Annotated in this window: 20 protein-coding genes; 12 read left to right on the top strand and 8 right to left on the bottom strand. The window is 71.5% G+C overall.

From position 1 onward, the window contains the following. Positions 1–48 precede the first annotated feature (48 nt). Complete coding sequence (locus ACTMVF_RS35290) at positions 49–3,051, bottom strand: bifunctional [glutamine synthetase] adenylyltransferase/[glutamine synthetase]-adenylyl-L-tyrosine phosphorylase (RefSeq protein ID WP_441275131.1); 3,003 nt, start codon at positions 3,049–3,051, stop codon at positions 49–51. Positions 3,052–3,565: 514 nt separating this feature from the next. Here ACTMVF_RS35290 and ACTMVF_RS35285 point away from each other — a divergent pair. Then, positions 3,566–4,015 (top strand): VOC family protein, encoded by a 450-nt coding sequence (locus ACTMVF_RS35285; protein ID WP_441275130.1) that lies wholly within the window; start codon positions 3,566–3,568, stop codon positions 4,013–4,015. An 86-nt stretch (positions 4,016–4,101) separates the two neighbouring features. Here the strand turns inward: ACTMVF_RS35285 and glnA are convergent, their stop codons facing one another. Further along, positions 4,102–5,463, bottom strand: a complete 1,362-nt coding sequence (glnA, locus tag ACTMVF_RS35280) for a type I glutamate--ammonia ligase (RefSeq protein ID WP_403327530.1) — start codon at positions 5,461–5,463, stop codon at positions 4,102–4,104. Between the two features lie 555 nt (positions 5,464–6,018). Here glnA and ACTMVF_RS35275 point away from each other — a divergent pair. The 3 genes from ACTMVF_RS35275 (at position 6,019) to ACTMVF_RS35265 (ending at position 9,398) form a co-directional block, all read left to right on the top strand. Beyond that, complete coding sequence (locus tag ACTMVF_RS35275) at positions 6,019–6,681, top strand: DUF3105 domain-containing protein (RefSeq protein ID WP_441275129.1); 663 nt, start codon at positions 6,019–6,021, stop codon at positions 6,679–6,681. After that, on the top strand, positions 6,678–7,301 hold the full coding sequence (locus ACTMVF_RS35270) for a DUF305 domain-containing protein (protein WP_441275128.1): 624 nt from the start codon (positions 6,678–6,680) through the stop codon (positions 7,299–7,301). The genes ACTMVF_RS35275 and ACTMVF_RS35270 overlap by 4 nt, the downstream gene beginning before the upstream one ends. 153 nt (positions 7,302–7,454) lie before the next feature. Next, entirely contained in the window at positions 7,455–9,398 is a 1,944-nt protein-coding gene (locus ACTMVF_RS35265; protein WP_441275127.1) for a S53 family peptidase, read from the top strand. Between the two features lie 231 nt (positions 9,399–9,629). Here the strand turns inward: ACTMVF_RS35265 and panB are convergent, their stop codons facing one another. Then, positions 9,630–10,505 carry a 3-methyl-2-oxobutanoate hydroxymethyltransferase gene (gene panB / locus ACTMVF_RS35260; protein ID WP_274238452.1) on the bottom strand — a complete coding sequence of 292 codons (876 nt, stop codon included), beginning with the start codon at positions 10,503–10,505 and terminating at the stop codon, positions 9,630–9,632. 216 nt (positions 10,506–10,721) lie between these two features. Between panB and ACTMVF_RS35255 the strand changes: the two genes are divergently transcribed. The 6 genes from ACTMVF_RS35255 to ACTMVF_RS35230 all read left to right on the top strand — a co-directional run bounded on the left by ACTMVF_RS35255 (position 10,722) and on the right by ACTMVF_RS35230 (position 17,732). Further along, positions 10,722–12,311: an MFS transporter gene (locus ACTMVF_RS35255; RefSeq protein WP_441275126.1), complete on the top strand. Its 1,590-nt coding sequence runs from the start codon at positions 10,722–10,724 to the stop codon at positions 12,309–12,311. 102 nt (positions 12,312–12,413) lie between these two features. Then, positions 12,414–13,043 carry a TetR/AcrR family transcriptional regulator gene (locus ACTMVF_RS35250; protein ID WP_441275125.1) on the top strand — a complete coding sequence of 210 codons (630 nt, stop codon included), beginning with the start codon at positions 12,414–12,416 and terminating at the stop codon, positions 13,041–13,043. A gap of 188 nt (positions 13,044–13,231) precedes the next feature. Then, the gene (locus tag ACTMVF_RS35245) at positions 13,232–14,293 is read left to right on the top strand and encodes an endonuclease/exonuclease/phosphatase family protein (RefSeq protein WP_441275124.1); all 1,062 of its coding nucleotides are present in this window, start codon (positions 13,232–13,234) and stop codon (positions 14,291–14,293) included. A 162-nt stretch (positions 14,294–14,455) separates the two neighbouring features. Next, a complete protein-coding gene (locus ACTMVF_RS35240; protein ID WP_441275123.1) occupies positions 14,456–15,679 on the top strand; it encodes an MFS transporter in 1,224 nt (407 codons plus the stop codon). Between the two features lie 200 nt (positions 15,680–15,879). Next, entirely contained in the window at positions 15,880–16,905 is a 1,026-nt protein-coding gene (locus ACTMVF_RS35235) for an ATP-binding cassette domain-containing protein (protein ID WP_441275122.1), read from the top strand. Further along, the gene (locus ACTMVF_RS35230; protein ID WP_441275121.1) at positions 16,902–17,732 is read left to right on the top strand and encodes an ABC transporter permease; all 831 of its coding nucleotides are present in this window, start codon (positions 16,902–16,904) and stop codon (positions 17,730–17,732) included. Before ACTMVF_RS35235 ends, ACTMVF_RS35230 begins: the two co-directional genes overlap by 4 nt. A gap of 56 nt (positions 17,733–17,788) precedes the next feature. On the opposite strand, the gene ACTMVF_RS35225 is transcribed toward ACTMVF_RS35230, so the two are convergent. Further along, complete coding sequence (locus ACTMVF_RS35225) at positions 17,789–21,085, bottom strand: BTAD domain-containing putative transcriptional regulator (RefSeq protein WP_441275120.1); 3,297 nt, start codon at positions 21,083–21,085, stop codon at positions 17,789–17,791. A gap of 84 nt (positions 21,086–21,169) precedes the next feature. Beyond that, positions 21,170–21,844 (bottom strand): DUF6578 domain-containing protein, encoded by a 675-nt coding sequence (locus tag ACTMVF_RS35220; protein ID WP_441275119.1) that lies wholly within the window; start codon positions 21,842–21,844, stop codon positions 21,170–21,172. Positions 21,845–21,959: 115 nt separating this feature from the next. On the opposite strand from ACTMVF_RS35220, the gene ACTMVF_RS35215 reads away from it, so the two are divergent. Beyond that, positions 21,960–22,757, top strand: a complete 798-nt coding sequence (locus ACTMVF_RS35215; RefSeq protein WP_441275118.1) for a site-2 protease family protein — start codon at positions 21,960–21,962, stop codon at positions 22,755–22,757. Here ACTMVF_RS35215 and ACTMVF_RS35210 read toward each other — a convergent pair. The 3 genes from ACTMVF_RS35210 to ACTMVF_RS35200 are packed head-to-tail and all read right to left on the bottom strand — an operon-like array spanning position 22,747 to position 24,821. Next, positions 22,747–22,932, bottom strand: coding sequence for a hypothetical protein (locus tag ACTMVF_RS35210; protein ID WP_441275117.1), 186 nt, complete (start codon positions 22,930–22,932; stop codon positions 22,747–22,749). The two genes, ACTMVF_RS35215 and ACTMVF_RS35210, sit on opposite strands and share 11 nt — an antisense overlap. 53 nt (positions 22,933–22,985) lie before the next feature. Continuing rightward, positions 22,986–23,711: an NADPH-dependent F420 reductase gene (npdG, locus tag ACTMVF_RS35205; RefSeq protein WP_441275116.1), complete on the bottom strand. Its 726-nt coding sequence runs from the start codon at positions 23,709–23,711 to the stop codon at positions 22,986–22,988. 36 nt (positions 23,712–23,747) lie between these two features. After that, a complete protein-coding gene (locus ACTMVF_RS35200) occupies positions 23,748–24,821 on the bottom strand; it encodes a sialidase family protein (protein ID WP_441275115.1) in 1,074 nt (357 codons plus the stop codon). Positions 24,822–24,929: 108 nt separating this feature from the next. On the opposite strand from ACTMVF_RS35200, the gene ACTMVF_RS35195 reads away from it, so the two are divergent. Continuing rightward, on the top strand, positions 24,930–25,532 hold the full coding sequence (locus ACTMVF_RS35195) for a hypothetical protein (RefSeq protein ID WP_441275114.1): 603 nt from the start codon (positions 24,930–24,932) through the stop codon (positions 25,530–25,532). Positions 25,533–25,545: the final 13 nt, after the last annotated feature.

The following is a 25,545-nucleotide window of genomic DNA, read 5'->3' as shown; positions in this document are numbered from 1 at the left end:
CAGCCGCACAAGCCGCCGCAGGCACCCCCGGCCCCACCGCCGGAGGCATCACGCGCCGTAGAACAGCTCCTCCACGACACCCCGCGCCCGACGCGCGGTACGCCGATACGCATCGAGCATGTCCCCCACGTGACCGGGCTCGCACCCCAGGTAACGGCCCACGGCCGCCAGCTCACGCGGATCCGACGGAAACGTGTCCCCGGCCCGCCCACGCACGAGCATCACGGCATTGCGCACCCGCGTCGCCAGCACCCACGCCTCGTCGAGGATCGCCGCTTCCTCGGCCGGGATGAGCCCGGCCGCACACGCCGCGGCGAGGGCTTCCCGCGTCCGCGTCGTACGCAGACCCGGCTCGGCCCAACCGTGCTGGAGCTGGAAGAGCTGGACGGCCCACTCGACGTCGGAGAGCCCGCCGGGACCGAGTTTGGTGTGCAGCTTGGGGTCGGCGCCGCGTGGGAGGCGCTCGGACTCCATACGGGCCTTCAGCCGGCGGATCTCCCGCACGGCGTCCTCGCCGAGCCCCTCCGCGGGGTAGCGCAGGGGATCGATCAGTTCGATGAAACGGCGCCCCAGATCCTCGTCCCCGGCCACCGCCTCGGCCCGCAGCAGCGCCTGCGACTCCCAGACCAGGGACCAGCGGCGGTAGTACGCCTCGTACGAGTTCAGCGTGCGCACCAGCGGACCCGACTTGCCCTCCGGCCGCAGGTCGGCGTCGATCAGCAGGGGCGGATCCGAGCTCGGGATCTGCAGCAGCCGGCGCATCTCCGCGACCACCCGGTTCGCGGCCTGCGCGGCCTCCTGCTCCTCCACGCCGTCCCGCGGCTCGTGCACGAACAGAACGTCCGCGTCACTGCCGTAGCCCAGTTCGTGCCCGCCGAAGCGCCCCATGCCGATGATCGCGAAACGGGTGGGCAGGGTGTCGCCCCAGCCCTCCCTGACGACGGCCCGGAGCGTGCCCGCGAGCGTCGCCGCCGTCAGGTCCGACACCGCCGCGCCGACGCGGTCGACGAGGGCGCCCTGGTCGGCCTCGGCGGGCTTGGTCTCGGTGCCGTAGGAGTCGACGATGTCGGCGGCGGCCGTACGGAACAGCTCGCGGCGCCGCACGCCGCGTGCCGCCGTGACCCCTTGTACGGCACCGTCCGCGCGGTTCACCGCGGCGAGGATCTCCTGCTCCAGGTGGCTGCGTGAGCGCGGCTCCAGATGACCGGTGCCGCCGTCGCCGTCCCCGAGCAGCGCCACCGCCTCCGGTGCCCGCATCAGCAGGTCGGGGGCGAGGCGGCCCGCCGACAGGACGCGGGCGAGGTTCTCGGCGGCGGCGCCCTCGTCCCGCAGCAGCCGGAGATACCAGGGGGTCTTGCCCAGCGCGTCCGACACCTTGCGGAAGTTCAGCAGGCCCGCGTCCGGGTCCGCCGAGTCCGCGAACCAGCCCAGCAGGACCGGCAGCAGGGTGCGTTGGATCGCCGCCTTGCGGGTGACGCCGGAGGCCAGCGCTTCCAGGTGGCGCATGGCGGAGGCGGGGTCGGCGTATCCGAGCGCGATCATCCGTTCCCGCGCCGCCTCGGCACTCAACCGGGCCTCGCCCGGGGCGAGTTGGGCGACGGCGTCGAGCAGCGGGCGGTAGAAGAGCTTCTCGTGCAGCCGCCGTACGGCGCTCGCGTGCCGTTTCCATTCGCGGTTCAGCTCGGCGACGGGGTCGGTGCGCAGACCGAGGGAGCGGCCGATGCGGCGCAGGTCGGCCTCGTCCTCGGGCACCAGGTGCGTCCGGCGCAGCCGGTAGAGCTGGATGCGGTGCTCCATGGAGCGCAGGAAACGGTAGGCGGCGTCGAGCTGCGCGGCGTCGGCACGGCCGACGTAGCCGCCGGCGGCGAGCGCGCTGAGGGCGTCCAGGGTGGTGCCGCTGCGCAGGGAGGCGTCGTCGCGGCCATGCACCAGCTGCAGCAGCTGTACGGCGAATTCGACGTCTCTCAGGCCACCCGGGCCGAGCTTGAGCTGGCGGTCCAGCTCGGCCACGGGGATGTTCTCGACGACCCGGCGGCGCATCTTCTGCACGTCGGCGACGAAGTTCTCCCGCTCGGCGGCCTTCCAGACCAGGGGCTCCAGCGCGGCGACGTACTCCTCGCCCAGCTCGATGTCGCCCGCCACCGGGTGTGCCTTGAGCAGCGCCTGGAACTCCCAGGTCTTGGCCCAGCGCTGGTAGTAGGCGAGGTGGCTGCTGAGCGTGCGCACCAGGGGGCCGTTCCTGCCCTCGGGCCTGAGATTGGCGTCGACCGGCCAGATGGACCCCTCGACGGTCGTCTCGGAGCAGATCCGCATCATGTGCGAGGCGAGTTTCGTGGCGGACCGCAGCGCCTTGCCCTCGTCGGCGCCGTCGACGGCTTCGCCCACGAAGATCACGTCGACGTCGGAGACGTAGTTCAGCTCGTGGCCCCCGCACTTGCCCATCGCGATCACGGCGAGCCGGCACTGCGCGGCGTCCTGCGGGGCCGCCGTGCGGGCGATCGCGAGCGCGGCGCGCAGGGTCGCGGTGGCGAGGTCGGCGAGTTCGGCGGCCGTCTGGGCCACGTCGGTGGTGCCGCACACGTCACGCGCGGCGATGGACAGCAGGCAGCGCCGGTAGGCGACGCGCAGCGACACCGGGTCGGTGGCCTCGGCGAGACCGCGCTCGAACTCCTCCACCTCGGGGTGCAGGTCCCGCGGCTCGTACATGACCAGCGCCTGCCAGTCGCTCGGGTGCCGTGCGAGGTGGTCGGCGAGCGCGGTGGAGGCGCCGAGCACGCCGAGCAGGCGGTCGCGCAGGGGCTTGGCCGCTATCACCGTGTCGAGCAGTTCCCGCTGGGCGACGGGGTCGGGCTGTGCTTCGAGCAGCCGTACGAGACCTTGCAGGGCCAGGTCGGGGTCGGCGGTGGCACCCAGGGCCTCGAGGAGCACCGGGTCGTTCCTGATCGGAGCGACCTCGGCGCTGTCCAGGAGCCGCTCGGCGGCCGAGGGATCGGTGAATCCGTGCCGCAGCAGCCGCGTGAAGGTACTGCTCCTGCGCCCCGGCGCCGTCATGCTCGGCCTCCCGTCCGATCGGGGTCGTGCGCGCCCGATCAAGGTCGTACGCGGTTGAGCCTAACCGCTGCGCTGGCTTGGGCGGGATGCCTGCGGCGGCCTGTGCTGGTGGGGTGGGGGTGCGCGTAGCGCCTTTGGGTGCGTGGTGGGTCGGGGCCGTGCCGGGGGGTGTCCGTCCTCGGTCCGGTGGTGGGCCTTGCGCGAGAGGTGCCGTTTGTTGACACCGGACTCTGCGGGCGGACACCCCCCGGCACGTCCCCTTCCCGCCGTACGCGACTGCGGGCCCGTGGGGCTTCGCGCCGGGCCAGGCGATTCAGCCCGTCCGGCGTTTGAGGACGAGGCCCGTTCAGGTGGCGACGGGGGGTGCTGGAGGCCGGAGGCCCCAGCAGGGTCCGCAGCGACGCCGGTGCCTGGGCAGTTAGCGGAACCTGGTGTTCGCGTGGCGCAGAGCATCGTTTTCCGCTTCGGTGAGGGTGAGCCGTTCGGCCAGACCCGTCACCTTGGAGGACTAGCGATGGACTTCACGCTCGAAGTGATCCCGCTGCCCGTGAGCGATATCGACCGGGCCCGCGACTTCTACCGGGACAAGGTCGGCTTCCACGTCGACATCGACCAGGAAGTGATGCCCGGCATGCGCATCGTCCAGCTCACGCCTCCCGGCTCGGGCTGTTCGATCGCGCTCGGCGACAGCCTCTGGGACCTGACCAAGGGCGAGACCAAGCCCGAGCCCGGCTCCTACCAGGGCCTCCAGCTCTGCGTCGCCGACATCAAGGCGGCGCGGGCGGAGCTGGTGGAGCGGGGGCTGGAGGTGTCGGAGCCCGTCCAGTACTCCCCCGACGACGGCGCCACGTTCATGTACTTCACGGACCCGGACGGCAACGGCTGGTCGATCCAGGAGTACCGGCGCCGGGCGACTGAGCCGCTGCATCAGGTGCTGGCGGAGCTGGCGGCCGGACAGCAGTAGGCCGGCACGTCCTACGACTCCGGGCCGACGGCTGGAACGCCGTCGGCCCGGACGGCCGCCCGGCGGGAGAGACCCGCCGCCCGCGCCTACAGCACCGGCAGGTTCTTCCGCAGCTCGAACGCGGTGACCTCGGAGCGGTACTCCTCCCACTCCTGCCGCTTGTTGCGCAGGAAGAAGTCGAAGACGTGCTCGCCCAGTGTCTCGGCGACCAGGTCGCTGTTCTCCATGAGGGTCAGCGCCTCGCCGAGGTTCTGCGGGAGGGGCTCGATGCCCATCGCGCGGCGCTCGGCGTTGGAGAGGGCCCAGACGTCGTCCTCGGCGCCCGGAGGCAGCTCGTAGCCCTCCTCGATGCCCTTGAGGCCGGCGGCGAGCAGGACGGCGTACGCCAGGTACGGGTTCGCGCCGGAGTCCAGGGAGCGGACCTCGACCCGTGCCGAGCCCGTCTTGCCGGGCTTGTACATCGGGACGCGGACCAGGGCCGAGCGGTTGTTGTGGCCCCAGCAGATGTAGGACGGGGCCTCGCCGCCGGCGCCCGCGGTGCGCTCGGAGCCGCCCCAGATGCGCTTGTAGGAGTTCACCCACTGGTTGGTGACCGCGGAGATCTCCGCGGCGTGGCGGAGGAGGCCCGCGATGAAGGAGCGGCCGACCTTGGAGAGCTGGTACTCGGAGCCGGACTCGTAGAACGCGTTGCGGTCGCCCTCGAAGAGGGAGAGGTGGGTGTGCATGCCGCTGCCGGGGTGCTCGGAGAACGGCTTCGGCATGAACGTCGCCTGGACGCCCTGCTCCAGTGCCACCTGCTTCATGACCAGGCGGAACGTCATGATGTTGTCGGCCGTCGAGAGCGCGTCGGCGTAACGGAGGTCGATCTCCTGCTGGCCCGGCGCGCCCTCGTGGTGGGAGAACTCGACCGAGATGCCCATCGACTCCAGCATGGTGATCGCCTGGCGGCGGAAGTCCATGCCGATGTTCTGCGGGGTGTGGTCGAAGTAGCCGGAGTTGTCGGCGGGGGTCGGGCGCGAGCCGTCGAGGGGGCGGTCCTTCAGGAGGAAGAACTCGATCTCGGGGTGCGTGTAGAAGGTGAAGCCCAGGTCGGAGGTGCGGGCCAGGGCGCGCTTCAGGACATAGCGCGGGTCCGCGAAGGACGGGGAGCCGTCCGGCATGAGGATGTCGCAGAACATGCGGGCCGTGCCGGGGGCCTCCGCGCGCCAGGGCAGGACCTGGAAGGTGGAGGGGTCCGGCTTGGCGATCATGTCGGACTCGTAGACGCGGGCGAAGCCCTCGATCGCCGAGCCGTCGAAGCCGATGCCCTCGTCGAAGGCCTGTTCCAACTCGGCGGGGGCCACGGCCACGGACTTGAGGAAGCCCAGCACGTCCGTGAACCACAGCCGTACGAACCGGATGTCGCGCTCCTCCAACGTCCGGAGCACGAACTCCTGCTGCTTGTCCATCTTCCGCTTCCCCATCCTTGCTGGTCAGGCCGCCTGTCTCCGGTACGGCGGGAGGCGGTCGGGCACCTGAGCATCACACCACAACACCATTTCAGGCGCGTTGCGCACCTTGATCGCCGAGGCGACCTCGGGTCGAACGCCCGGCATACGGCAGGTGTCCTGCCATGGTGCCCGGTGAACTGCTCTGCTGCCCATATTGCCTGCTCGCACCGACATCCGTAATGCCCGGTCCCCGTCTGCGGCAGCAGAGGCCCGGCGGGGTCCGCGGTCACGGCGGCCACCGTCAGCGGGTCCAGCGAGGCGAAGAAGGCTGCGGCGAGCCGCATGAGGAGCCGCGGTGCCCAGGTCGGTGGAGCGCAACAGCCGCATGTGAGGCAAGGTGGATAGTGCGTATCTGCCGTTCAGAATTGTCCGGCGCACCGTTCCCGCCGACCGTCGGCCGGTCGGACAGGACGTCCGATCCGGACTTTCCTGTGCCCTCTCTACGAGAGGGCACACCTTCCCCATTACGATCAGCGGACCCGACCGTCCCTTTCCCCAGAAGGACCACACCTCATGGGCTCCGCCAAGAAACAGAGCAGCGCTTCGCGCAAGGCGCGAATAGAGGAGATGCGGCGTGCCGAGCAGGCCCGTGAGCGGCGCAACCGGATCCTCACGATCGCGGCCAGCGTGGTGATCGTCGCCGGTCTCGTCGTGGGCGGTGTCGTGCTCGTCCGGTCGCAGTCCGACAACAGCGACACGGCGGCCGACTCCAAGACCACCGGCAAGTTCGTCACCGGCAAGGACGGCGTGCGGACCTGGGAAGGGACACTGGGCCGCACCCACGTCACCAAGAGCGTGAAGTACTCCTCGGAGCCCCCGGTCGGCGGCGACCACAACCGGGCGTGGATGAACTGCAACGGCGACGTCTACACCAAGGCGCTGAAGAACGAGCACGCCGTGCACTCGCTGGAGCACGGCGCGGTGTGGGTGACGTACACCTCCAAGGCGTCCAAGGCCGACGTCGAGGCGCTCGCGGCGAAGGTGAAGCAGACGCCGTACACGCTGATGAGCCCGGACGAGAAGCAGAAGGACCCGATCATGCTCACCGCGTGGGGCCACCAGCGCACGGTGACGAGCGCGAGCGACCCGAATGTGAACAAGTTCTTCGAGACGTACGTCCAGGGCAAGCAGACGCCCGAGCAGGGCGCGGCGTGCACGGGCGGTCTGTCGGAGTGAAGTGGCACGTCGGCTGGACAGCGGGAGCCGCGGCGGCAGTGCTCGTCGCGGCCGGCGCGATCACCTACGCGGTCGCCGAGGACGGTGGGTCGAGCAGTACGCCGAGCGCCGGCTCGGCGGACGCCGGGTTCGCGCGTGACATGGCGGTGCACCATCAGCAGGCCGTGGAGATGTCGTACATCGTGCGCGACCGCACGAAGGACGAAGAGGTACGGCGGCTCGCGTACGACATCGCCCAGACGCAGGCCAACCAGCGCGGCATGCTGCTGGGCTGGCTGGACCTGTGGGGGTTGCCGAAGGTGTCGTCGGACGCGCCGATGACCTGGATGGGCATGGGCGACATGGCCTCCGGCAAGGACGGCGCGCTGATGCCGGGCATGGCGACCAACACGGAGATGAAGAAGCTCGGCGGTCTCAGCGGCAAGCAGGCCGAGATCTTCTATCTCCAGTTGATGACGGACCATCACAAGGGCGGCATCCACATGGCCGAAGGCTGTGTCGACAAGTGCGCGGTCGGCGTGGAGAAACGGCTCGCGCAGGGCATGGTCGAGGGGCAGCAGTCGGAGATCGACCTGATGACGGACATGCTGGAGGAGCGGGGCGCGAAGCCGCGGTCGTAGTCCTCCCATAGCCTTGTCATTATGCTCAAATGGCCTTGTCATTAGGTTAATTGGGGGCTTCTTGGCCCCCGCATTCCCCTGACATGAACGGTTCATCGCGAGAGTGGCGACTGTTCGAGTGATCCACTCGCGACGAACCGCACAGGGGGTTTCATGAGATCCAATCGCGCCACCCTGCGCGCCGGAGTGAGCCTGGCAGCGACACTGCCCCTGCTCGCCGGCGCGCTGGCGCTCGGCATACCCGCCGCGCACGCCTCGGACCAGCCGGAGCGGGACACGCTCGCGGGAACCAAGCCCGCGTGGGCCACGACCAAGGCCGACCTGGGCGCGACCTCCGACAGCGCCCAGGTGGCCGTACGCGTCTACCTCGCGGGGCGGGACGCGGCCGGCCTCGCCGCCTACGCGAAGGCCGTGGCGGACCCGACCTCGGCGTCGTACGGCAAGTACCTGAGCGCCGACCGGGCCCGGGCCCGCTTCGGCGCGACGAAGGCGCAAGTGGCCGCCGTCAAGGGCTGGTTGACATCGGCCGGGCTGAAGGTCACCGGTGTCACGCAGCACTACGTCGCCGTCTCCGGCGATGTGGCCGCCGCGGAGAAGGCGTTCGGGACACAGCTGCACAACTACACCAAGGGCGCGAGGACTTACCGCGCGCCCACGACGACCGTCTCGGTGCCGGACAGCGTGAAGGATGCCGTGCTGACCGTCACGGGCCTGGACAACGCGCCGCACCTGGCGAGCCACCAGGACCGACTCCCGCCGCCGGAGACCGTGTTCCGCAACGCCGGGCCGTTTTCGACGTACCACGGCTCGAACGTGGCGGGCACGCTGCCGGACGCCTACGGCACGAAGATCCCGTACGCCGTCAAGGGCTACACGGGCAAGCAACTGCGCGCCGCTTACGGCGCCGGCCAGCACACCGGCAAGGGCGTACGCATCGCCATCACCGACGCGTACGCCTCCCCGACCATCGCCTACGACGCGGGCACCTACGCGAAGCGGAACGGCGACGCCGCCTACAGCAGCGGCCAGTTGCGGCAGGTCCTGCCCGCGAAGTACACGCGGACCGAGGAGTGCTCGGCGGCCGGCTGGTACGGCGAGGAGACCCTCGACGTCGAGGCCGTGCACGCGGTCGCGCCCGGCGCGCAGATCACGTACGTGGGCGCCGCCTCCTGCTACGACGAGGACCTCCTCGACTCGCTCGGCAAGATCGTCGACAACCATCTCGCCGACATCGTCTCCAACTCCTGGGGCGAGGTGGAGGCCGCCCAGACGCCGGATCTCGCGGCCGCCTACGACCAGGTCTTCCAGTTCGGCGCGGTCGAGGGCATCGGCTTCTACTACTCCTCCGGCGACGACGGCGACGAGGTCGCGAGCAGCGGCACCAAGCAGGTCGAGATCCCGGCGAGTTCGGCGTGGGTGACGGCGGTCGGCGGCACCTCGCTGGCGGTCGGCAAGGGCGACACGTACCTGTGGGAGACCGGCTGGGGTACGGAAAAGGCGGTGCTGTCGGGCGACGGCAAGAGCTGGACCGACTTCCCCGGCGCCTTCAACTCCGGTGCGGGCGGCGGTACCAGCAGGACGGTCACCGAGCCGTACTGGCAGAAGGGCGTCGTGCCCGACGCGCTGGCCAAGGCCAACAGCGCCGACGGCAATCGCGTCGTGCCGGACATCGCGGCGATCGCCGACCCGAACACCGGGTTCCTGGTGGGCCAGACGCAGACCATGCCGGACGGGAAGACGCAGGCCTACGACGAGTATCGCCTCGGCGGCACCTCGCTCGCCGCGCCGGTGATCGCGGCCGTCCAGGCCCTGGCGCAGGAGGCGCGCGGCGGGAAGCCGATCGGTTTCGCCAACCCGTCGATCTACGCGAGGTACGGCTCGAAGGCCTACCACGACGTCACGGACGACCCGACGGGCTCCGGGCTCGCGGTGGCACGCGTCGACTACGTCAACGGCTACGACGCGACGGACGGCCTGACCACATCCGTACGCTCCCTCGGCAAGGACAGCTCCCTGCAGGCCGTGCGGGGCTACGACGACGTGACGGGCGTGGGAACGCCCGCGAGCGGTTACGTCGAGTCGTACCGCCGCCGCTGAGGCCGCGGTCCGGTGAGGTGGCGTGGGCACGCGCTCCGCGCCACCTCACCGCCGGCGCGCCCTGCCGCCGGCGCCCGGATCGCCCGCAGCGGTCAGTCGGGGAGGTCGCCGTTGCCGCGCTGATCGAGCGGCTGACCCCGCAAAGGCGAAAGGGGCGCCCCGCCGACGGGGGAAGATCGGCGGGGCGCTGTGGTGCCGCAGTGGTTCGGTGGGGTCGGAGCCCGGAAGGGCTCAGTGGACGGAGTGCTCCTCCAGCGGGAACGTTCCGCCGACCACGTCCTCCGCGAACGCCTTCGCCGCGTTGCCCATGACCTCGCGGAGGTTGGCGTACTGCTTGACGAACTTGGGGACGCGGCCGCCGGTCAGGCCCAGCATGTCCGTCCAGACCAGGACCTGCGCGTCCGTCTCCGCACCGGCGCCGATGCCGACCGTCGGGATGTGCAGAACCCGGGTGACCTCGGCCGCGAGCTCCGCCGGGACCAGCTCCAGGACGACCGCGAACGCGCCGGCGTCCTGGACCGACTTCGCGTCGCGCAGCAGCTGCTGGGCCGCCTCCTCGCCGCGGCCCTGGACGCGGTAGCCCATGGCGTTGACGGACTGCGGGGTCAGGCCGATGTGGGCCATGACCGGGATGCCGGACTCGACCAGCAGCCGGATCTGGTCGTGGGAGCGCTCGCCGCCCTCCAGCTTCACGGCACCGACGCCCGCCTCCTTGACCAGCCGGGTCGCCGAGCGCAGCGCCTGCACCGGGCCCTCCTGGTACGAGCCGAAGGGCAGGTCGCCGACGATCAGGGCGCGTGAGGTGCCCCGTACGACCGCGGCCGACAGCATGGTCATCTCGTCGAGCGTGACGGGCACGGTGGTGTCGTAGCCGAGGTGGCAGTTGCCCGCCGAGTCGCCGACGAGCATGACGGGGATGCCGGCCTCGTCGAAGACGGACGCGGTCATCGCGTCGTAGGCGGTGAGCATGGGCCACTTCTCGCCCCGCTCCTTGGCGAGGGCGATGTCCCGGACGGTGATGCGGCGGGTGCCCTTCCCCCCGTACAGCGCCTTGCTGCCGTCGGAGGGCTTCGCCTGAGGCGTCTGGGCAGCCGAAAGCTGCGTCATTGCAACGGCTCCTTCTGTCATCTCGAGGCGCCCTGACGGCGTCCCCGGACTCCCCTCCATGGTGGCACTTCGTGCCAGGGAGGGCTAGGCCGCCCCGTGTGAGTTCTGCCCCGCGCATCGCCCCCGCGTCGCCCACGCGCGTCGCCCACGTAAGGGCTCGGTAAAAATTTACGATACGAGACGGTGCCGTATCGTAAGTCCCCTACGCTCGACGGCATGACTTCTCCCGCCCCTGACACCGGCCCCCGCATACCGGAAGCCGTGCACCGGCGCCGCTGGGCGATCCTCGGCGTGCTGATGCTGAGCCTGCTGATCGTCGTCCTCGACAACTCGATCCTGAACGTCGCCATCAAGACCATCTCGACCCCGGCCCCGACCGGCCTGGGCGCCACCCAGAGCGAGCTGGAGTGGGCGATCAACGCCTACACCCTCGTCTTCGCCGGCCTGCTGTTCAGCGCGGGCATCCTCGGCGACCGGCTCGGCCGCAAGAAGGTCCTGCTCGGCGGGCTCGCGGTGTTCGGCATCGGCTCCGCGCTCGCCGCGTTCTCCGGCTCGCCCGGCGAGCTCATCGCCTTCCGCGCGGTGATGGGCCTGGGCGCCGCTTTCGTCATGCCGGCCACCCTCGCCGTCCTGATGAACGTCTTCGAGCGCGAGGAGCAGCCCAAGGCCATCGGCATCTGGGCGGGCGGCGTCGGACTCGCCATCGCCATCGGGCCGATCACCGGCGGGGTCCTCCTCGACCACTTCTGGTGGGGCTCGGTCTTCCTCATCAACGTGCCGATCGTGCTGCTCGCGCTCGCACTGATGCTGTGGCTGGTCCCGGACTCCCGCGACCCGAACCCGGGACGGATCGACCCGATCGGCGTCGTGCTCTCCGTCGTCGGCCTGGTTCTGCTGGTCTACGGCATCATCAAGGGCGGCCAGCTCGCCGACTTCACGGACCCGACGGTCCTCGCGACCATCGCCGCGGGCCTCGCCGTCCTCGTCGCCTTCGTCGTGTTCGAGAAGCGCAGCGACCATCCGTCCATCGACGTCACGTACTTCCGCAACAAGGTCTTCTCGGCCGCGATCGGCGTCATCGCGCTGGTCTTCTTCGCCCTCATGGGCGTGACCTTCTTCTCGGTCTTCTACACCCAGAGCGTGCGCGGCTACTCGCCCCTGCAGACCGGCCTGCTGATGCTGCCGCTCGCCGCGGCCCAGATGATCTTCGCGCCGCGCGCCCGGCTGGTCGTCGACCGGTTCGGCAACCGGGCCACGACCACCGGCGCCATGCTGCTCATCGCCGCCACGCTGGCCGCGTTCGCCACGTTCGAGACGGACACGCCGATCTGGCTCCTGGAGGTCGTGTTCTTCCTGATGGGCGCCGCCATGGCGCACATCATGACCCCGATCAGCGTCGTCATCATGCAGGCCATGCCGCGGGAGAAGGCCGGCTCCGCCTCCGCCCTCAGCAACACCTTCCGCCAGGTCGGCGGCGCGCTCGGCATCGCCGTACTGGGCTCGGTCCTGTCGACCGCGTACCGAGGCGGCATCGAGGACCGGCTCACGGCGCTGCCGGAGGGCGTACGGCACACGGCGGGCGAGTCCATCGAGGCCACGCTCGGCGTCGCCGACCGGCTCGGCCCGCGCGGCGAGGCCCTCGTCGGACCGGCCCACGACGCCTTCCTGCACGCCATGCACGTGACGGCGCTGTGGGGTGCGGGCATCGCGGTGCTCGGCGCGGTGGTCGTGGCGCTGTTCCTGCCGGGGCGGCCGACGGCGTCTCAGGAGGGAGAGGCGGAGCGGGAGTTGGCGGCAGCCGAGTAGGAGCGCAGTGGCCGCACCCGACACGCGCCTCGTACCCGCCGTCGCCGTACACCGCCGTACACCAGGAAGAATCAGCACAGCCCACCGAAAGGACCGAGCCAAGTGAGCCTCGCCGACAGCCAACCACGGCAGGACGGCCCCGCCCGGGGCCGACCCCGCAGCGAGTCCGTGGAGCGGTCCATCATCGAGGGCGTCATCAAGCTGCTGGAGGACGGCGTGCCGCTCGCGGAGCTGTCCATCGAGCGCATCGCCCGCACCGCCGGTGTCGGCAAGGCCACCATCTACCGCCGCTGGAGCGGCAAGGAGGAGCTCTTCGTCGACGTCGTGCGGGCCGCCGAACCCCCGGACCCCGAACTGCCCGGCACCTCGGTGCGCGACGACCTCGTGACGCTGGTGGAGCAGTTGCGCAGGCGCGGTCTCATGACGCGTTCGTCGGTGCTCCTGCACAACGTCATCGCCCAGATGAAGAGCAGCCCGAAGATCTGGGACGCCTACCACGCGATCGTCGTCGAGCCCCGGCGCAGGAAACAGCACGCGATCCTGCGCCGCGGGCAGGAGAACGGCGAGTTGCGCACGGACATCGACGTCGACGTGATGAACGACATGATCTTCGGCCCGATGCTGGTGCGCGCCGTCATGCGCCCGGACGCCGACCTTCCGGAAGGGCTGGCGGAGCAGATGGTCGACGCCGTGCTGGAAGGTCTACGACCCGTCAGTTCACGCACCCCGTAGATCGCATGTGCGCGTTACGTCACAGAGCGCGCTTTCCCTCGCCGTAGCCGGAACTCCTGAAGGCGACTTGTACGTCCTCGCCCCCGTACGGCCGTCATGAGTACGGCAGGAACGAGGCCGATCATCCCCTAGGGTTTCTTTGGGCGCGGGGGGACGACGGTGTGCACGGCAGGTAGTGAGGCGACGGTATGGCGCAGCAGGCGTACGTGACGGAGACGGACAACGGCGGCTCGGGTCCCGAGCGCCGGGAATCTGGGCTTCGGCGCCTGACGGACCGCCTGCAGGGCCTGGTGACGGGCCGGCGCGGCGACCCGCGCGTCTGGCGGCGCGGCATCGTGGTGGCCGCCCTCGCGGTGATCCTCGCCCTGGTGATGCTGCTGCACGCGCAGGTCCCGAACGCGGTGGGCAATCTCGGCAGCCTGACCGAGACGTTCCTGCCCTGGCTGGGCCTGTTCGTTCCGGTGCTGCTCCTGCTGGCTCTGGTCCGCAGGTCCGCGACCGCGCTCATCGCCGTGCTGCTCCCGGCGATCGTGTGGCTGAACCTCTTCGGCGGCCTCCTCGTCGACCGGACCGGTGCCGGCGGCGACCTCACGGTGGCCACGCACAACGTCAACGCGGACAACGCCGATCCGTCCGGCACCGCCCGCGACGTCGCCGCGTCCGGCGCGGACGTGGTGGCCCTGGAGGAGCTGACGGCCTCCGCGGTCCCGACATACGAGTCCGCGTTGGCGTCGACGTACAAGTACCACTCGGTGCAGGGCACCGTCGGCCTGTGGAGCAAGTACCCGCTGAGCGGCGTCAAGCCGGTCGACATCAAGCTGGGCTGGGTCCGTGCGATGCGGGCCGCGGTGACCACGCCGTCCGGGCAGGTCGCGGTGTACGTCGCCCACCTGCCGTCGGTGCGGGTGAAGGTGGAGGCCGGGTTCACCGCCCGGCAGCGCGACAAGAGCGCCGACGCGCTGGGCGAGGCCATCGCCCACGAGCAGCTGCAGAAGGTGGTCCTGCTCGGCGACCTGAACGGCACGATGAACGACCGCGCGCTCAACGCCGTCACCGCCCAGATGCGCTCCACGCAGGGCGCGGCGGGCAGCGGGTTCGGGTTCAGCTGGCCGGCGTCGTTCCCGATGGCGCGGATCGACCAGATCATGGTGAAGGGCCTGGAGCCGGAGAGCTCGTGGACGCTGCCGGAGACCGGGAGCGACCATCTGCCGGTGGCGGCGCGTGTGAAGGTCGACACAACCGCGTCCTGACGCGCCCTGAAAACCGCTGGTCAGCCCCTGGCCAGCCATGTCTGGACGGCCCCTGGCAACCGGAGCGTCATCTGCCGGAATACTGAGTCTGAGAGGCTTTGTTCCGCTACTGAACATACGAAGTACGGAACATCGCTCTCCCCTGAAAGGCAAAGGCTCTTCATGCCCCTGGCACTGTTCGCCCTGGCCGTCGGCGCCTTCGGCATTGGTACGACCGAGTTCGTGATGATGGGCCTGCTGCCCGAAGTCGCGAACGATCTGGGCATCTCGATCCCCACCGCCGGGCACCTGGTCTCGGCGTACGCGCTCGGCGTCGTCATCGGCGCCCCGCTGCTGGCGGCGGTCACGGCCCGCATGCCGCGCCGTACCGTCCTGATCGGCCTGATGGCCCTGTTCGTCGCGGGCAACGCCCTGTCCGCGTTCGCCCCCGACTACCACTGGCTGGTGGCCGCCCGCTTCCTGAGCGGCCTGCCGCACGGCGCCTTCTTCGGCGTCGGCGCGGTCGTGGCGACGAACATGGTCGCGCCGGAGCGCAAGGCCCGCTCCGTGTCGCTGATGTTCCTGGGTCTGACGGTGGCCAACGTCGCGGGCGTGCCGGTGGCCACGCTGGTGGGGCAGCACCTGGGCTGGCGGGTCACGTTCCTCGGCGTGAGCACGATCGGCCTGGCCGCGATGGCGGCGCTGGCGCTGCTCATCCCGCGCGGCGAGGCGCACGCCGCCCCGCCGGCCGGCCTGCGCGGCGAGGTGGCCGCCCTGCGCTCCCTGCCGGTGTGGCTGGCGCTGGGCACGACGGTCGCGGGCTTCGGCGCGCTCTTCGCCGCGTACAGCTACGTCACGCCGATGCTGACCGACTCCGCCGGGTACGCCGACGCCAGCGTGACGCTGCTGCTGGCGCTGTTCGGCGTGGGTGCGACCATCGGCAACCTGCTGGGCGGGCGCCTGGCGGACCACTCGATGCGAGGGACCCTGTTCGGCGGTCTGCTCTCCCTGGCCGCGGTGCTGGCCCTGTTCCCGCTGCTGATGTCCACGGCGTGGAGCGCGGCCCTCGCGGTGGCGCTGCTCGGCATGGCGGCGTTCGTGACCGGCTCCCCGCTCAACCTGATGGTGATGGAGAAGGCGTCGTCGGCTCCGTCCCTGGCCTCCTCGGCCAACCAGGCGGCCTTCAACCTCGCGAATGCCGGCGGCGCTTGGATCGGGGGGCTGGCTCTTGCGGCGGGGTTCGGCGTGACCTCCCCGGCATTGGCGGGCGCCGCGCTGGCCGTGCTCGGACTCGGGGTCGCGTCCGTCGCGTACGCGGTGGACCGGCGCCGGGTCGCTCCGCGGGGCGGGCGGGAGCGTGTGGTCGCGGGGCATGTCCCGCAGCAGGCCGAGGCTGTTCGGTACTGAGCTGCCGGGGCAAGGGCGCGACTACGGATGTGCCACGGTGCGTGGGGTCCGTCGACTGCCGCGGCGTCCGTGGCTCGTCGCGCAGTTCCCCGCGCCCCTTGGGCCCAAGGGGCCCCTCGGGGCGCTTCCGCCAGGTCGGCTGTCGGCCATGTCGGTGATCTGTCGGCCGTTTGTCGGTACGCCCTGACACCGTCATCGTCATGACGCGAATCGACAAGAAGCCGGGCGGCGTGAGCGCCGCCGTCTCTGTGCGGGGGTTGGTCAAGCACTACGGCGAGACCAAGGCGCTGGACGGTGTGGACCTGGACGTGCGCGAGGGCACCGTCATGGGAGTGCTCGGGCCGAACGGGGCCGGGAAGACGACCCTCGTGCGGATCCTGTCCACGCTGCTGGCACCGGACGCCGGGCAGGCCACCGTCGCCGGATACGACGCCGTACGGCAGCCTCGGCAGCTGCGCCGGGTGATCGGGCTGACCGGGCAGTACGCCTCCGTCGACGAGAAGCTCCCGGGGTGGGAGAACCTGTATCTCATCGGGCGGCTGCTGGACCTGCCCCGCAGGGACGCACGCGCGCGTGCCGACGAACTGCTGGAGCGGTTCTCGCTGACCGAGGCCGCCAAGCGGCCCGCGAGCACGTACTCCGGCGGTATGCGGCGGCGGCTCGACCTGGCGGCCTCCATGATCGGGCGGCCGGCCGTGCTGTTCCTGGACGAGCCGACCACGGGGCTCGACCCCCGCACCCGCAACGAGGTGTGGGACGAGGTCAAGGCCATGGTCGGGGACGGTGTGACCGTGCTGCTGACCACCCAGTACATGGAGGAGGCCGAGCAGCTCGCCTCCGAGCTGACCGTCGTCGACCGGGGCAAGGTCATCGCGGGCGGCGGGATCGAGGAGCTCAAGGCCAAGGTCGGCGGGCGGACCCTGCGGATCCGGCCGGTGGATGCCTTGCAGCTGCGGCCCCTCGCCGGGTATCTCGACGATCTCGGCATCACCGGGCTCGCCACGACGACCGTGGACACAGCCACGGGCACGCTCCTCGTGCCGATCCTGAGCGACGAGCAGCTGACCGCCGTCGTCGGCGCCGTGACCGCCCGCGGCGTCACGCTCGCCTCCATCAGCACCGAACTGCCCAGCCTGGACGAGGTGTTCCTCTCCCTCACCGGCCACCGCGCCAGTGCGCCCCAGGACACCGTGCCCACCGACGACCGCGAGGAGGTCGCCGTATGAGCGCCGCCACCGCCACCACTGCCCCCACCGCCACGACCGCCGACGACGCCCGCATCACCCTGCGCGGGCATCTGCGGCACACCGGCGCCCTCGTCCGGCGCAATCTGCTGTGGATCCGCCAGGACCCGGAGTCGATGGCCGACGCGCTGCTGATGCCGGTCATCTTCACGCTGCTGTTCGTGTTCGTCTTCGGCGGCTCGATCGGGCAGGCGCTGGGCGGCGGGCAGGACCAGTACGTGCAGTACGTGATCCCCGGCATGATCGCGATGATGAGCATGACGCTGTCCCAGGGCGTCGGCACCGGCTTCAGCCAGGACTTCAACTCCGGAGTCATGGACCGCTTCCGGTCCCTTCCGATCGGGCGCGGCTCGGTGCTCTTCGCGAAGATCTCGGTGGAGCTGCTGCGGATGCTGTTCGCGACCACCGTGCTGATGATCGTCTCCGTGGCGGTCGGGTTCGACATCACCAACTGGGCCGGGCTGTTCGCCACCGTGGCCCTGTCCACGGCGTTCGCCTCGTCGATCATGTGGGTGTTCCTCACCCTCGGCGTGATCATGAAGAACGCGCAGTCCGTGCAGGCGATGGGCTTCCTGGTGCTGTTCCCGCTCCAGTTCGGCTCGTCGATCTTCGCGCCGACGACGTCGATGCCGGGCTGGCTGCAGGCGTTCACCGACTACAACCCGCTCTCCACGCTCGCGGACGCGGCGCGCGGACTGATGGTGGGCGGGCCGGTCGCGCACGACCTGTGGGTGACGCTGGGCTGGTCGGTGGCGATCACGGCCGTGATGGCGCCGATCGCGATCCACAAGTTCCGGACGAAGAGCTGACGCATCCGGCTCCGCCTCGGTGTGCGTCGGAGTCGGTGTCGTCGGAGTCGGTGTCGTCAGACCAGGGCGGCGGCCTCCCGGGCGGAGAGGCCGCCGCCCTCCGCGTACGCCGCCTCGTACGCCGCGTCGTCGAGCGCGGCGCGCGTGCGCTGCACGGCCCGTTCGTACACCTCGCGCTCCTGGGACGTCGCGACGTGCCGCAGTGGCAACAGCGCGTCTGCGGCGCCGAGGCAGCGGGCGGCGTCGCGGGCCCGGCCGCCGCCGTCGATGCCGGCGAGGGCGTACGCGGCGGTGGTCAGATAGGCCGAGCGCATCTGCGGGGCGATGGCCTCGGACAGCGGGTCCTCGGCGCGTTCCAGCGCCCGCCTGATCCGGTCCAGGGACTGCGGGTAGCGGCCGTCGGCCGCGTCCAGCCAGGCCTCCGCGCCGAGGATGAAGGCGTCGAAGATGACGAAGTGGGCGATCTTGAACTGCTCGCGCAGCAGCCGGAGTTGCTCGCGTGCCTCGGGGATCCGGTCGCTCATGCCGAGCCGGCCGGCCAGGATCAGCCGGGCGAAGGGCATCGACTGGTCGTTCGGTCCGGCCGCCTGGTCGATGACCTCGCGCAGCAGGCGCTCTCCCCGCTCGGCCTCGCCCGCCTCGATCAGGACGCTGCCGAGCCGGGCGCTGAGCACGCCCAGCTGGGCGCGGGCGCCGAGACCTTCGGCGAGCTCCATCGCCGCCTCGTAGTCGACGGCGGCCGCACGGTAGTCGCCTCTGCGCTCACGCCCCTCGGCGCGCGCGGCGAACGCCTCCGCGGTGCCCCACCGATCGCCGAGGCGGCCGTAGATGGCAAGCGCCTCGTCGGCGTCGCGGGTGGCGTCGCCCGCCCACTCGGTGCGGTTGGCGAGCAGATTGGCCCGCATATGGAGGGCGGCGGCGAGGTCCCACTCGTATCCGGGCACGCCGCGACAGGTGTCCACAGCGGCGTCGACGATCGTCCGCACCCGTGCCATGTCCCCGGTGAGCAGGACGGCGTAGAACCAGAGGGAGCCGGGGAACCGGCATCCCTGCGGGAGTCCGGGCCGGTACGCCTCGCCGACGGCGCGCAGTTTCCGCTGCCCCTCGGGCGCCTGCCAGCGGTCCAACTCCGTGTCCATGCAGGCCAGATGGACCAGATGGACGCCCCGCCGGGCCTCCGCCAGGACCTCGCCGGTCCAGGGCGGCGGCGTGGCCGTGCAGCGCTCCCACAACGGGGCGGCGGGCCGGACGGGCTCGGCGAAGGGGTCGGGGCCGAGGTCATGGACCTCACGGGACCAGTTGCGGGCGACGATGCGCTGGTCGCGCATCTGCCAGTACCAGGCCATCGACAGCACCAGGCACATCGCCTCCTGCTCGTCGCGTACGGCGATGGCGTGGTGCAGGGCGGCGCGGATGTTCTCGCTCTCGCGCTCGAGCCGCTGGATGGCGGCGTGCTGGCCGGAACCGCGCAGCAACGGGTCGGTGGTGCGGGCGAGTTCGCGGTAGTACGTCAGATGCGCGCGCTCGGCCTCGGCGCGCCGCCCGGTCTCGTCGAGCCGCTCGCCCGCGTACTCGGCGACGGTCTCCAGCAGCCGGTAGCGCATCGCCCCGTCCGCCGAAGGGGCGGCCACCACGAGGGACTTGTCGACGAGCGAGCCGAGCGCCTCCAGCGCGACGGGTCCGCACACGGCCTCGGCGGCGGCGAGATCGCAGCCGCCGGCGAACACGGACAGCCGCCGCAGCACCTCTCGTTCGCCCTCGTCCAGCAGCTCCCAGGACCAGTCGACGACGGCCCGCAGGGTCTGCTGGCGGGGCAGCACGGTACGGCTGCCCGAGGTGAGCAGCCGGAAGCGGTCGTCGAGCCGCTCGGCTATCTGACGCGGCGTCAGCATGCGCAGGCGGGCGGCGGCGAGCTCGATGGCGAGGGGCAGTCCGTCGAGCCGCCGGCAGATCTCCGCGCACGCCTCCGGATCGTCGGCGACCCGGAACCCCGGCCTGGCCGCGGCGCCACGGTCGGCGAGCAGCCGCAGCGCGAACGGCTCGGGCAGCGGGTCCACGGGCCGCAGCAACTCCCCCGGTACGCCGAGGGGTTCACGGCTGGTGGCGAGCACCGTCAGCCGCGGGCAGCGCGCCAGCAGCTCCTCCACCAGCCGGGCGGCGGCCTCCACGACGTGCTCGCAGTTGTCGAGGATCAGCAGCATGCGCCGCTTGCCGCAGTGCTCGGCGAGCCGCTCGACGGGGTCGTCATTCCGCTCGGATCCGGCCCGCATGGCCTCGGCCCCGGCGCCGTACAGCACGGTCTCGCGGGCGCCGACGGCGGTCAGTACGGCCTCCGGTACGGCCTCGGGTTCGTCGACCGGCGCGAGCTCGGCCAGCCACAACCCGTCCGGGGCGCTGTCCCGGACACTCTCGGCGGCCTCCTGCGACAGCCGCGTCTTGCCCGCCCCACCGGGGCCGAGCAGGGTGACGAGCCGGGCGGTGGCGAGGTCGCCGCGGATGGCCTCGATGTCCGGTTCCCGGCCGACGAAGGAGGTGAGACGGGCGCGGAGGTTGCCGGTGGGCGGGGGCGAAGTGGGGGCGGGGGGAACCTCAGGGCCGTTCGAGGAACCGGAGGGCGTGCCCTGCCTCGGGTGGAGCAACTCCCCGTGCAGTGAGCGCAGTTCCGGTCCCGGGTCCGAGCCCAGCCGGTCCGCCAGGAGTCGTCGTACGTCCTCGTAGGCGGCCAGTGCCTCGGCCGTGCGGCCCGCGTCGCGCAGGGCGCGCAGGCGCAGGGCCTGGAGGCGTTCGTCCAGGGGGTGGGTGTCGCACAGGGCGGTCAGCTCGGGCAGGGACTGTTCGGCGTGGCCGAGGGCGAGGGCGGCGGTGTGGCGGGCGCGCAGCGCGTCCAGGCGCCGGGTCTCCTGGCGGGCCGCCTCGGAGGTGCGGTCGGGGAGGTCGGCGAGGGCGGGGCCGTGCCACAGGGCGAGGGCGTCGTCGAGGACGACGGCGGCCTTGGCGGGGTCGCCGTCGGCCAACGCGCGCGTGCCCTCGCCGGCCAGCCGCTCGAACCGGTGCAGGTCGATGTCGTCGGGCCCTGCGGCGAGCCGGTACCCGCCCTCCTCCGAGAGGATCGCGTCCGCCCCGAGGGCCCGCCGCAGACGTCCGACCAGCGCCTGTAGCGCGCCGGTCGCGTCGGCGGGCGGATCGCCGTCCCACACCTCGTCGACCAGCAGACTCGCGGGCACGGTCCGCCCGCCCCGCAACGCCAGCACGGTCAGCAGGGCACGCAGCCGCGCCCCGCCGACCGGAACGGGGCGGCCGTCGGGGCGAAGTACCTGGGTGGTGCCGAGGATGCGATAGCGCACGGGGTCCATTGTCTCTGTCGGGTTCGGGACGGTCACAGGGTTGCGGGGCGCGGCGCGGCAAGGGTGTGCGGCGCGGGAAGGGTCACGGCACCGTCATCCTGTTTCCGGGACCGTGCTCAGGGTCTCCAGCAGCTCGGCCAACGCGGCCGGCGCCAGGCCCGTCACCTCCGCGCCGGGTGCCGTGCCCGCGTGCGGAAGGCCCCGGGCCTCGCGCACCGCGTGGGACAGCCGGGAGTCCGTGCCCGGTACCTCCAGGGTCACGATCACGCCCGCGTCGGCGTCCGCGAACCACTTCGGGCACTCCCACACCGACCGCAGCGACCGCTCTCCGGGGACCGGCTCCCGGGTGAGCGAGCCCGGCGCCATTTCGGCGTAGCCCTGCCGAAGGACCTGGATCGCCCGTACCCGGCCCGGGGTCTCGGGCAGGTCGGGGTCGCCGTGGAACTCGGCCGTGAGCAGGCCGGACAGGCGGGGCCGGTCCCCCGGCCGCAGGTCACCCAGCTCCTCCTGCGCGAGGACGTCGACCGGATGCTGGTGCAGGGCCACCACGAGCCCGCTCTCCTCCCGCAGCACCCGCACCGCGCCCCCCTCCCCCGGCAGGTCCTCGACCGGACCGGCGACCTGGGTGAGCTGGTCGTGCCAGCCGCCGCCGAGGGCGTCGTCGGCGGGCTGGAACAGCAGCGGCCAGCTCGCCTCGTCCCCCACCTTGAACGGCGTACCGCAACACTCCATCTGCCAGTCCGCGTAGAACACATGCCAAAGCCCCATGTCCCCACCCTCCCCGGAACCACCACCCCACCGCGAGACGTTTTCCCCCTGCGCCCGGTACGGTCGGGCAGGCCCGACGCCCCGTACTCCCGTCGTCCCACAGGAGCCCTTCCTCATGACCACCGCGATCACCCGCTCCGGCGACCGGCGGATCAGCCCCGTCTTCGTCGGGATCCTGGCCGTCACGGCGGTGACGGGCTGGGCCACCTGGACCGGCTTCGCCGAGCAGCCCGGCCTCGCCGTGTTCCTGTTCGTGACCGCCGCCTGGATCGTGTCCCTGTGTCTGCACGAGTACGCACACGCGCGTACCGCCCTGCACAGCGGCGACATCTCGGTCGGCGCGAAGGGCTATCTCACCCTCAACCCGCTGAAGTACACGCACGCGCTGCTCAGCATCGTGCTCCCGGTCATCTTCGTGATCATGGGCGGCATCGGTCTCCCCGGCGGTGCCGTCTTCATCGAGCGCGGGCGGATCCGGGGGCGCTGGCGGCACAGCCTGATCTCGGCGGCGGGGCCCTTGACCAACGTCCTGTTCGCCGTGGTGTGCACCGCCCCGTTCTGGCTGGACGCGCTCGACGGCGTCCCGGCGGACTTCCGCTTCGCGCTCGCCTTCCTCGCCCTGCTCCAGGTCACGGCCGCGATCCTGAACTTCCTGCCGGTCCCGGGCCTGGACGGCTACGGCGTGATCGAGCCCTGGCTGTCGCACGGTGTCAAGCGCCAGGTGGAGCCGTTCGCCCCGTTCGGCCTGCTGTTCGTGTTCGCGCTGCTGTGGGTGCCGGAGATCAACGGCGTGTTCTTCGACGCCGTCGACGCCCTCCTGCGGGGGCTCGGCATCGGTGACGTGGACACGTACTGCGGCTTCGAGCTGTTCCGTTTCTGGGACACGGACCCGCGCTGCACCATCAGCCAGTGACGGAGCCGTCACGCGCGGCCCGGCCGCGCTTGACGTAGTACCAGGTCATGTTCGACGACAGCCCGGCCAGCAGCACCCACACGATCCCCAGCCAGCTGCCCTGCGTGAAGGAGATCACGGCCGCGGCCACGGCCAGCAGACAGACGATCAGGGCATAGACACCAAGGCGGGGCATTTCGGTCGACTCCTTCGGGGGACACTGCTACGGCGACCAGTGTCCCCCATCCCTCAGACGTCCGTGACGCGGAGCCCCGCGTGCGCCTTGTAGCGCCGGTTCACCGAGATCAGGTTCGCGACCAGCGACTCCACCTGGTGGGCGTTGCGCAGCCGCCCCGCGAAGACGCCGCGCATGCCGGGGATGCGGCCGGCCAGCGCCTGGACGATCTCTACGTCCGCCCGTACCTCCCCGAGCACCATCACATCGGTGTCGATCTCGTCGATCTCCGGGTCCTGGAGCAGCACGGCCGACAGGTGGTGGAAGGCCGCCGTCACCCGCGAGTCCGGCAGCAGGGCGGCGGCCTGCTCGGCTGCGCTGCCCTCCTCCGGCTTCAGCGCGTAGGCGCCCTTCTTGTCGAAGCCCAGCGGGTTGACGCAGTCGACGACCAGCTTGCCGGCCAGCTCCTCGCGCAGGGATTCCAGCGTCTTGCCGTGGCCCTCCCACGGCACGGCGACGATCACGATGTCGCTGCGCCGCGCGCACTCGGCGTTGTCGGCGCCCTCGACACCGTGCCCGAGCTCCTCGGCGGCGGACTCGGCCCGGTCGGCTGCTCGCGAGCCGATGATCACCTTCTGCCCGGCCTTGGCGAGCCGGTAGGCGAGGCCCTTGCCCTGCGGCCCGGTCCCGCCGAGCACGCCGACGACGAGCCCGGAGACGTCGGGGAGGTCCCAGGGGTCCTTGGCCGGGGCCTTCGCGGGGGCACCCGTGGGCTGCTGTGCACTGTCGGTAGAGGTCATGGCCCGACTTTACGGCTGCCGCGCCCGCCCCAGGGCTCAGGTGAGCTGCGTCACGGGCACCCGCCGGAAGGTGATGGTCTCGTACGGGCCGAAGTCGCCGGTCTCGTAGAGGAGTCCGACCGTCCCGTCGTCGATCCGTACGAGGTCCGAGTACGCGGCGGGCAGACCGTCCACCGTGTACGCGGACCGCCAGGTGATGCCGCCGTCGGTGGAGGCGCGGATCGTCATCAGGGCGCGGGCGGCGGGGTCGGCGGGACCGGAGAAGAGCAGGACGTCGGGGTCGCGCAGCTGCAGGACGCTGCCCTCGCAGATGGGGGCGGTCAGGCCGGCCTGCGGACGGAAGGGTTTCACCAGGGTCGTGCCGCCGTCCGCGGAGTGGGCGTCGGCCCGGTTGCCGGGGGACGGGGAGTCGTTGCGGGTGTTGAAGTAGACGCGGCCGTCGGGGAGTTCGGCGGCGGTGGTCTCGTTGACGTTGACGTAGCCGTCGGTGTTCTCGTCGATGTAACCGATCCGCCAGGTGGCGCCCCGGTCGTCGCTGAGCAGGCAGTGGCCGCTGTTGTACCTGGCCTCGTTGCCGATGTCGTCGCCGGTGGGCGGGATCGTGTGGTTGGCGGCGACGACGACCCGGCCGGTGCTCAGCTGGATGGCGTGGCCGGGCGTGGTGGCGTACCAGCGCCACCCCGGCTTCTTCACCTGCGCGGTGATCTCCTTCGAACTCGACCAGGTGACGCCGTCGTCGTCGCTGTACCGCACCCAGATCCGGCGGCCGTCGGCGTCGCTCACCTCGCCGCGCAGGATGGCGGCCTCGGTGGCGGTGGCGTGGTTGCGGATGTAGACGAGCAGGATGCGGCCGGTGTCGAGGACGACGGGGGCGGGGTTCCCGGCGAGGTGCCAGTTGTTGTCGGCGGCCACCGTCAGGGGGCCCCAGGTGCGGCCGCCGTCCGTCGACCGCTTGAGCACGATGTCGATCTGCCCGTGGTCGGCGGCGGACTCGACCCTGCCCTCGCAGAACGCGAGGAGCGTTCCGGCGGAGGTGGCGACGACGGCCGGGATACGGAAGGAGGCATACCCCTCCCGGCCCGCACGGAAGGGGACGCTGGTCTCGGTCATGGTCAGACTCCTCGAAGGTGGCCGCCGGGCCCATCTGCTTCCCCATACCGGGCGAATTCGTGGTGAACTCCGGGTCACAAGTGGCCGGTTACGGCAGGATGCGGTCGCATGGACGCCGTACGTGTCGCGTTGTTGCGCGAAGTGCTCGCCGGAACCGAGTGGTTGGGTGCCACACGGCGGTTCGCGGGGGCGCTGCGGTCGTCGGCGGTGTCGCACGAGGGCGGGCTGCTGCTGGTCGGCACACCGCAGTACGAGCCGTGGCATCTGGCGGCCCATCTGATGGACGAGGCCGCGTGGTCGGGGACGCCGGAGCTCGCCCCGACACTCGTACGGCATCACGCGCGCGCCTCCGCTCCGGCGCATCTGGCCGTCGGCCTGGGCCGGTTGGCAGCGGCGCGGCGCGGGGAGACACTGCTGGTGGTGTCGCCGGACGAGCCCGGGGCGCCGCTCCTGGAACGGGTGCACGACGTCCGGCGGGCCGGGGCGACGGTGCTGGCGCTCGGCGCCGACGAGTCGGAGCTGACGACCATGGCCCACGAGACGCTGACCGTGCCGGAGGGCGCTGAGCTGGACCTGGACACCGTGCAGCACCTGGTGAGCGCGGCCGCCGGCGAGAACCCGATGCCGGCCGCGAGGGGCCGCCGCCGCTGGCGGGACCGCCTGTCCCGCCTGGCCGAGTCATTGACCGCACCGCCACCCGCGCGCTGGTGACCTGGCCAGGACC

It is taken from the genome of Streptomyces sp. SD31 (assembly GCF_052068475.1).
In the GTDB taxonomy this organism is placed as follows: Bacteria; Actinomycetota; Actinomycetes; order Streptomycetales; family Streptomycetaceae; genus Streptomyces.
Note: the sequence above shows the minus strand (reverse complement) of the source record. Positions and strands in the feature narration are given on the sequence as shown.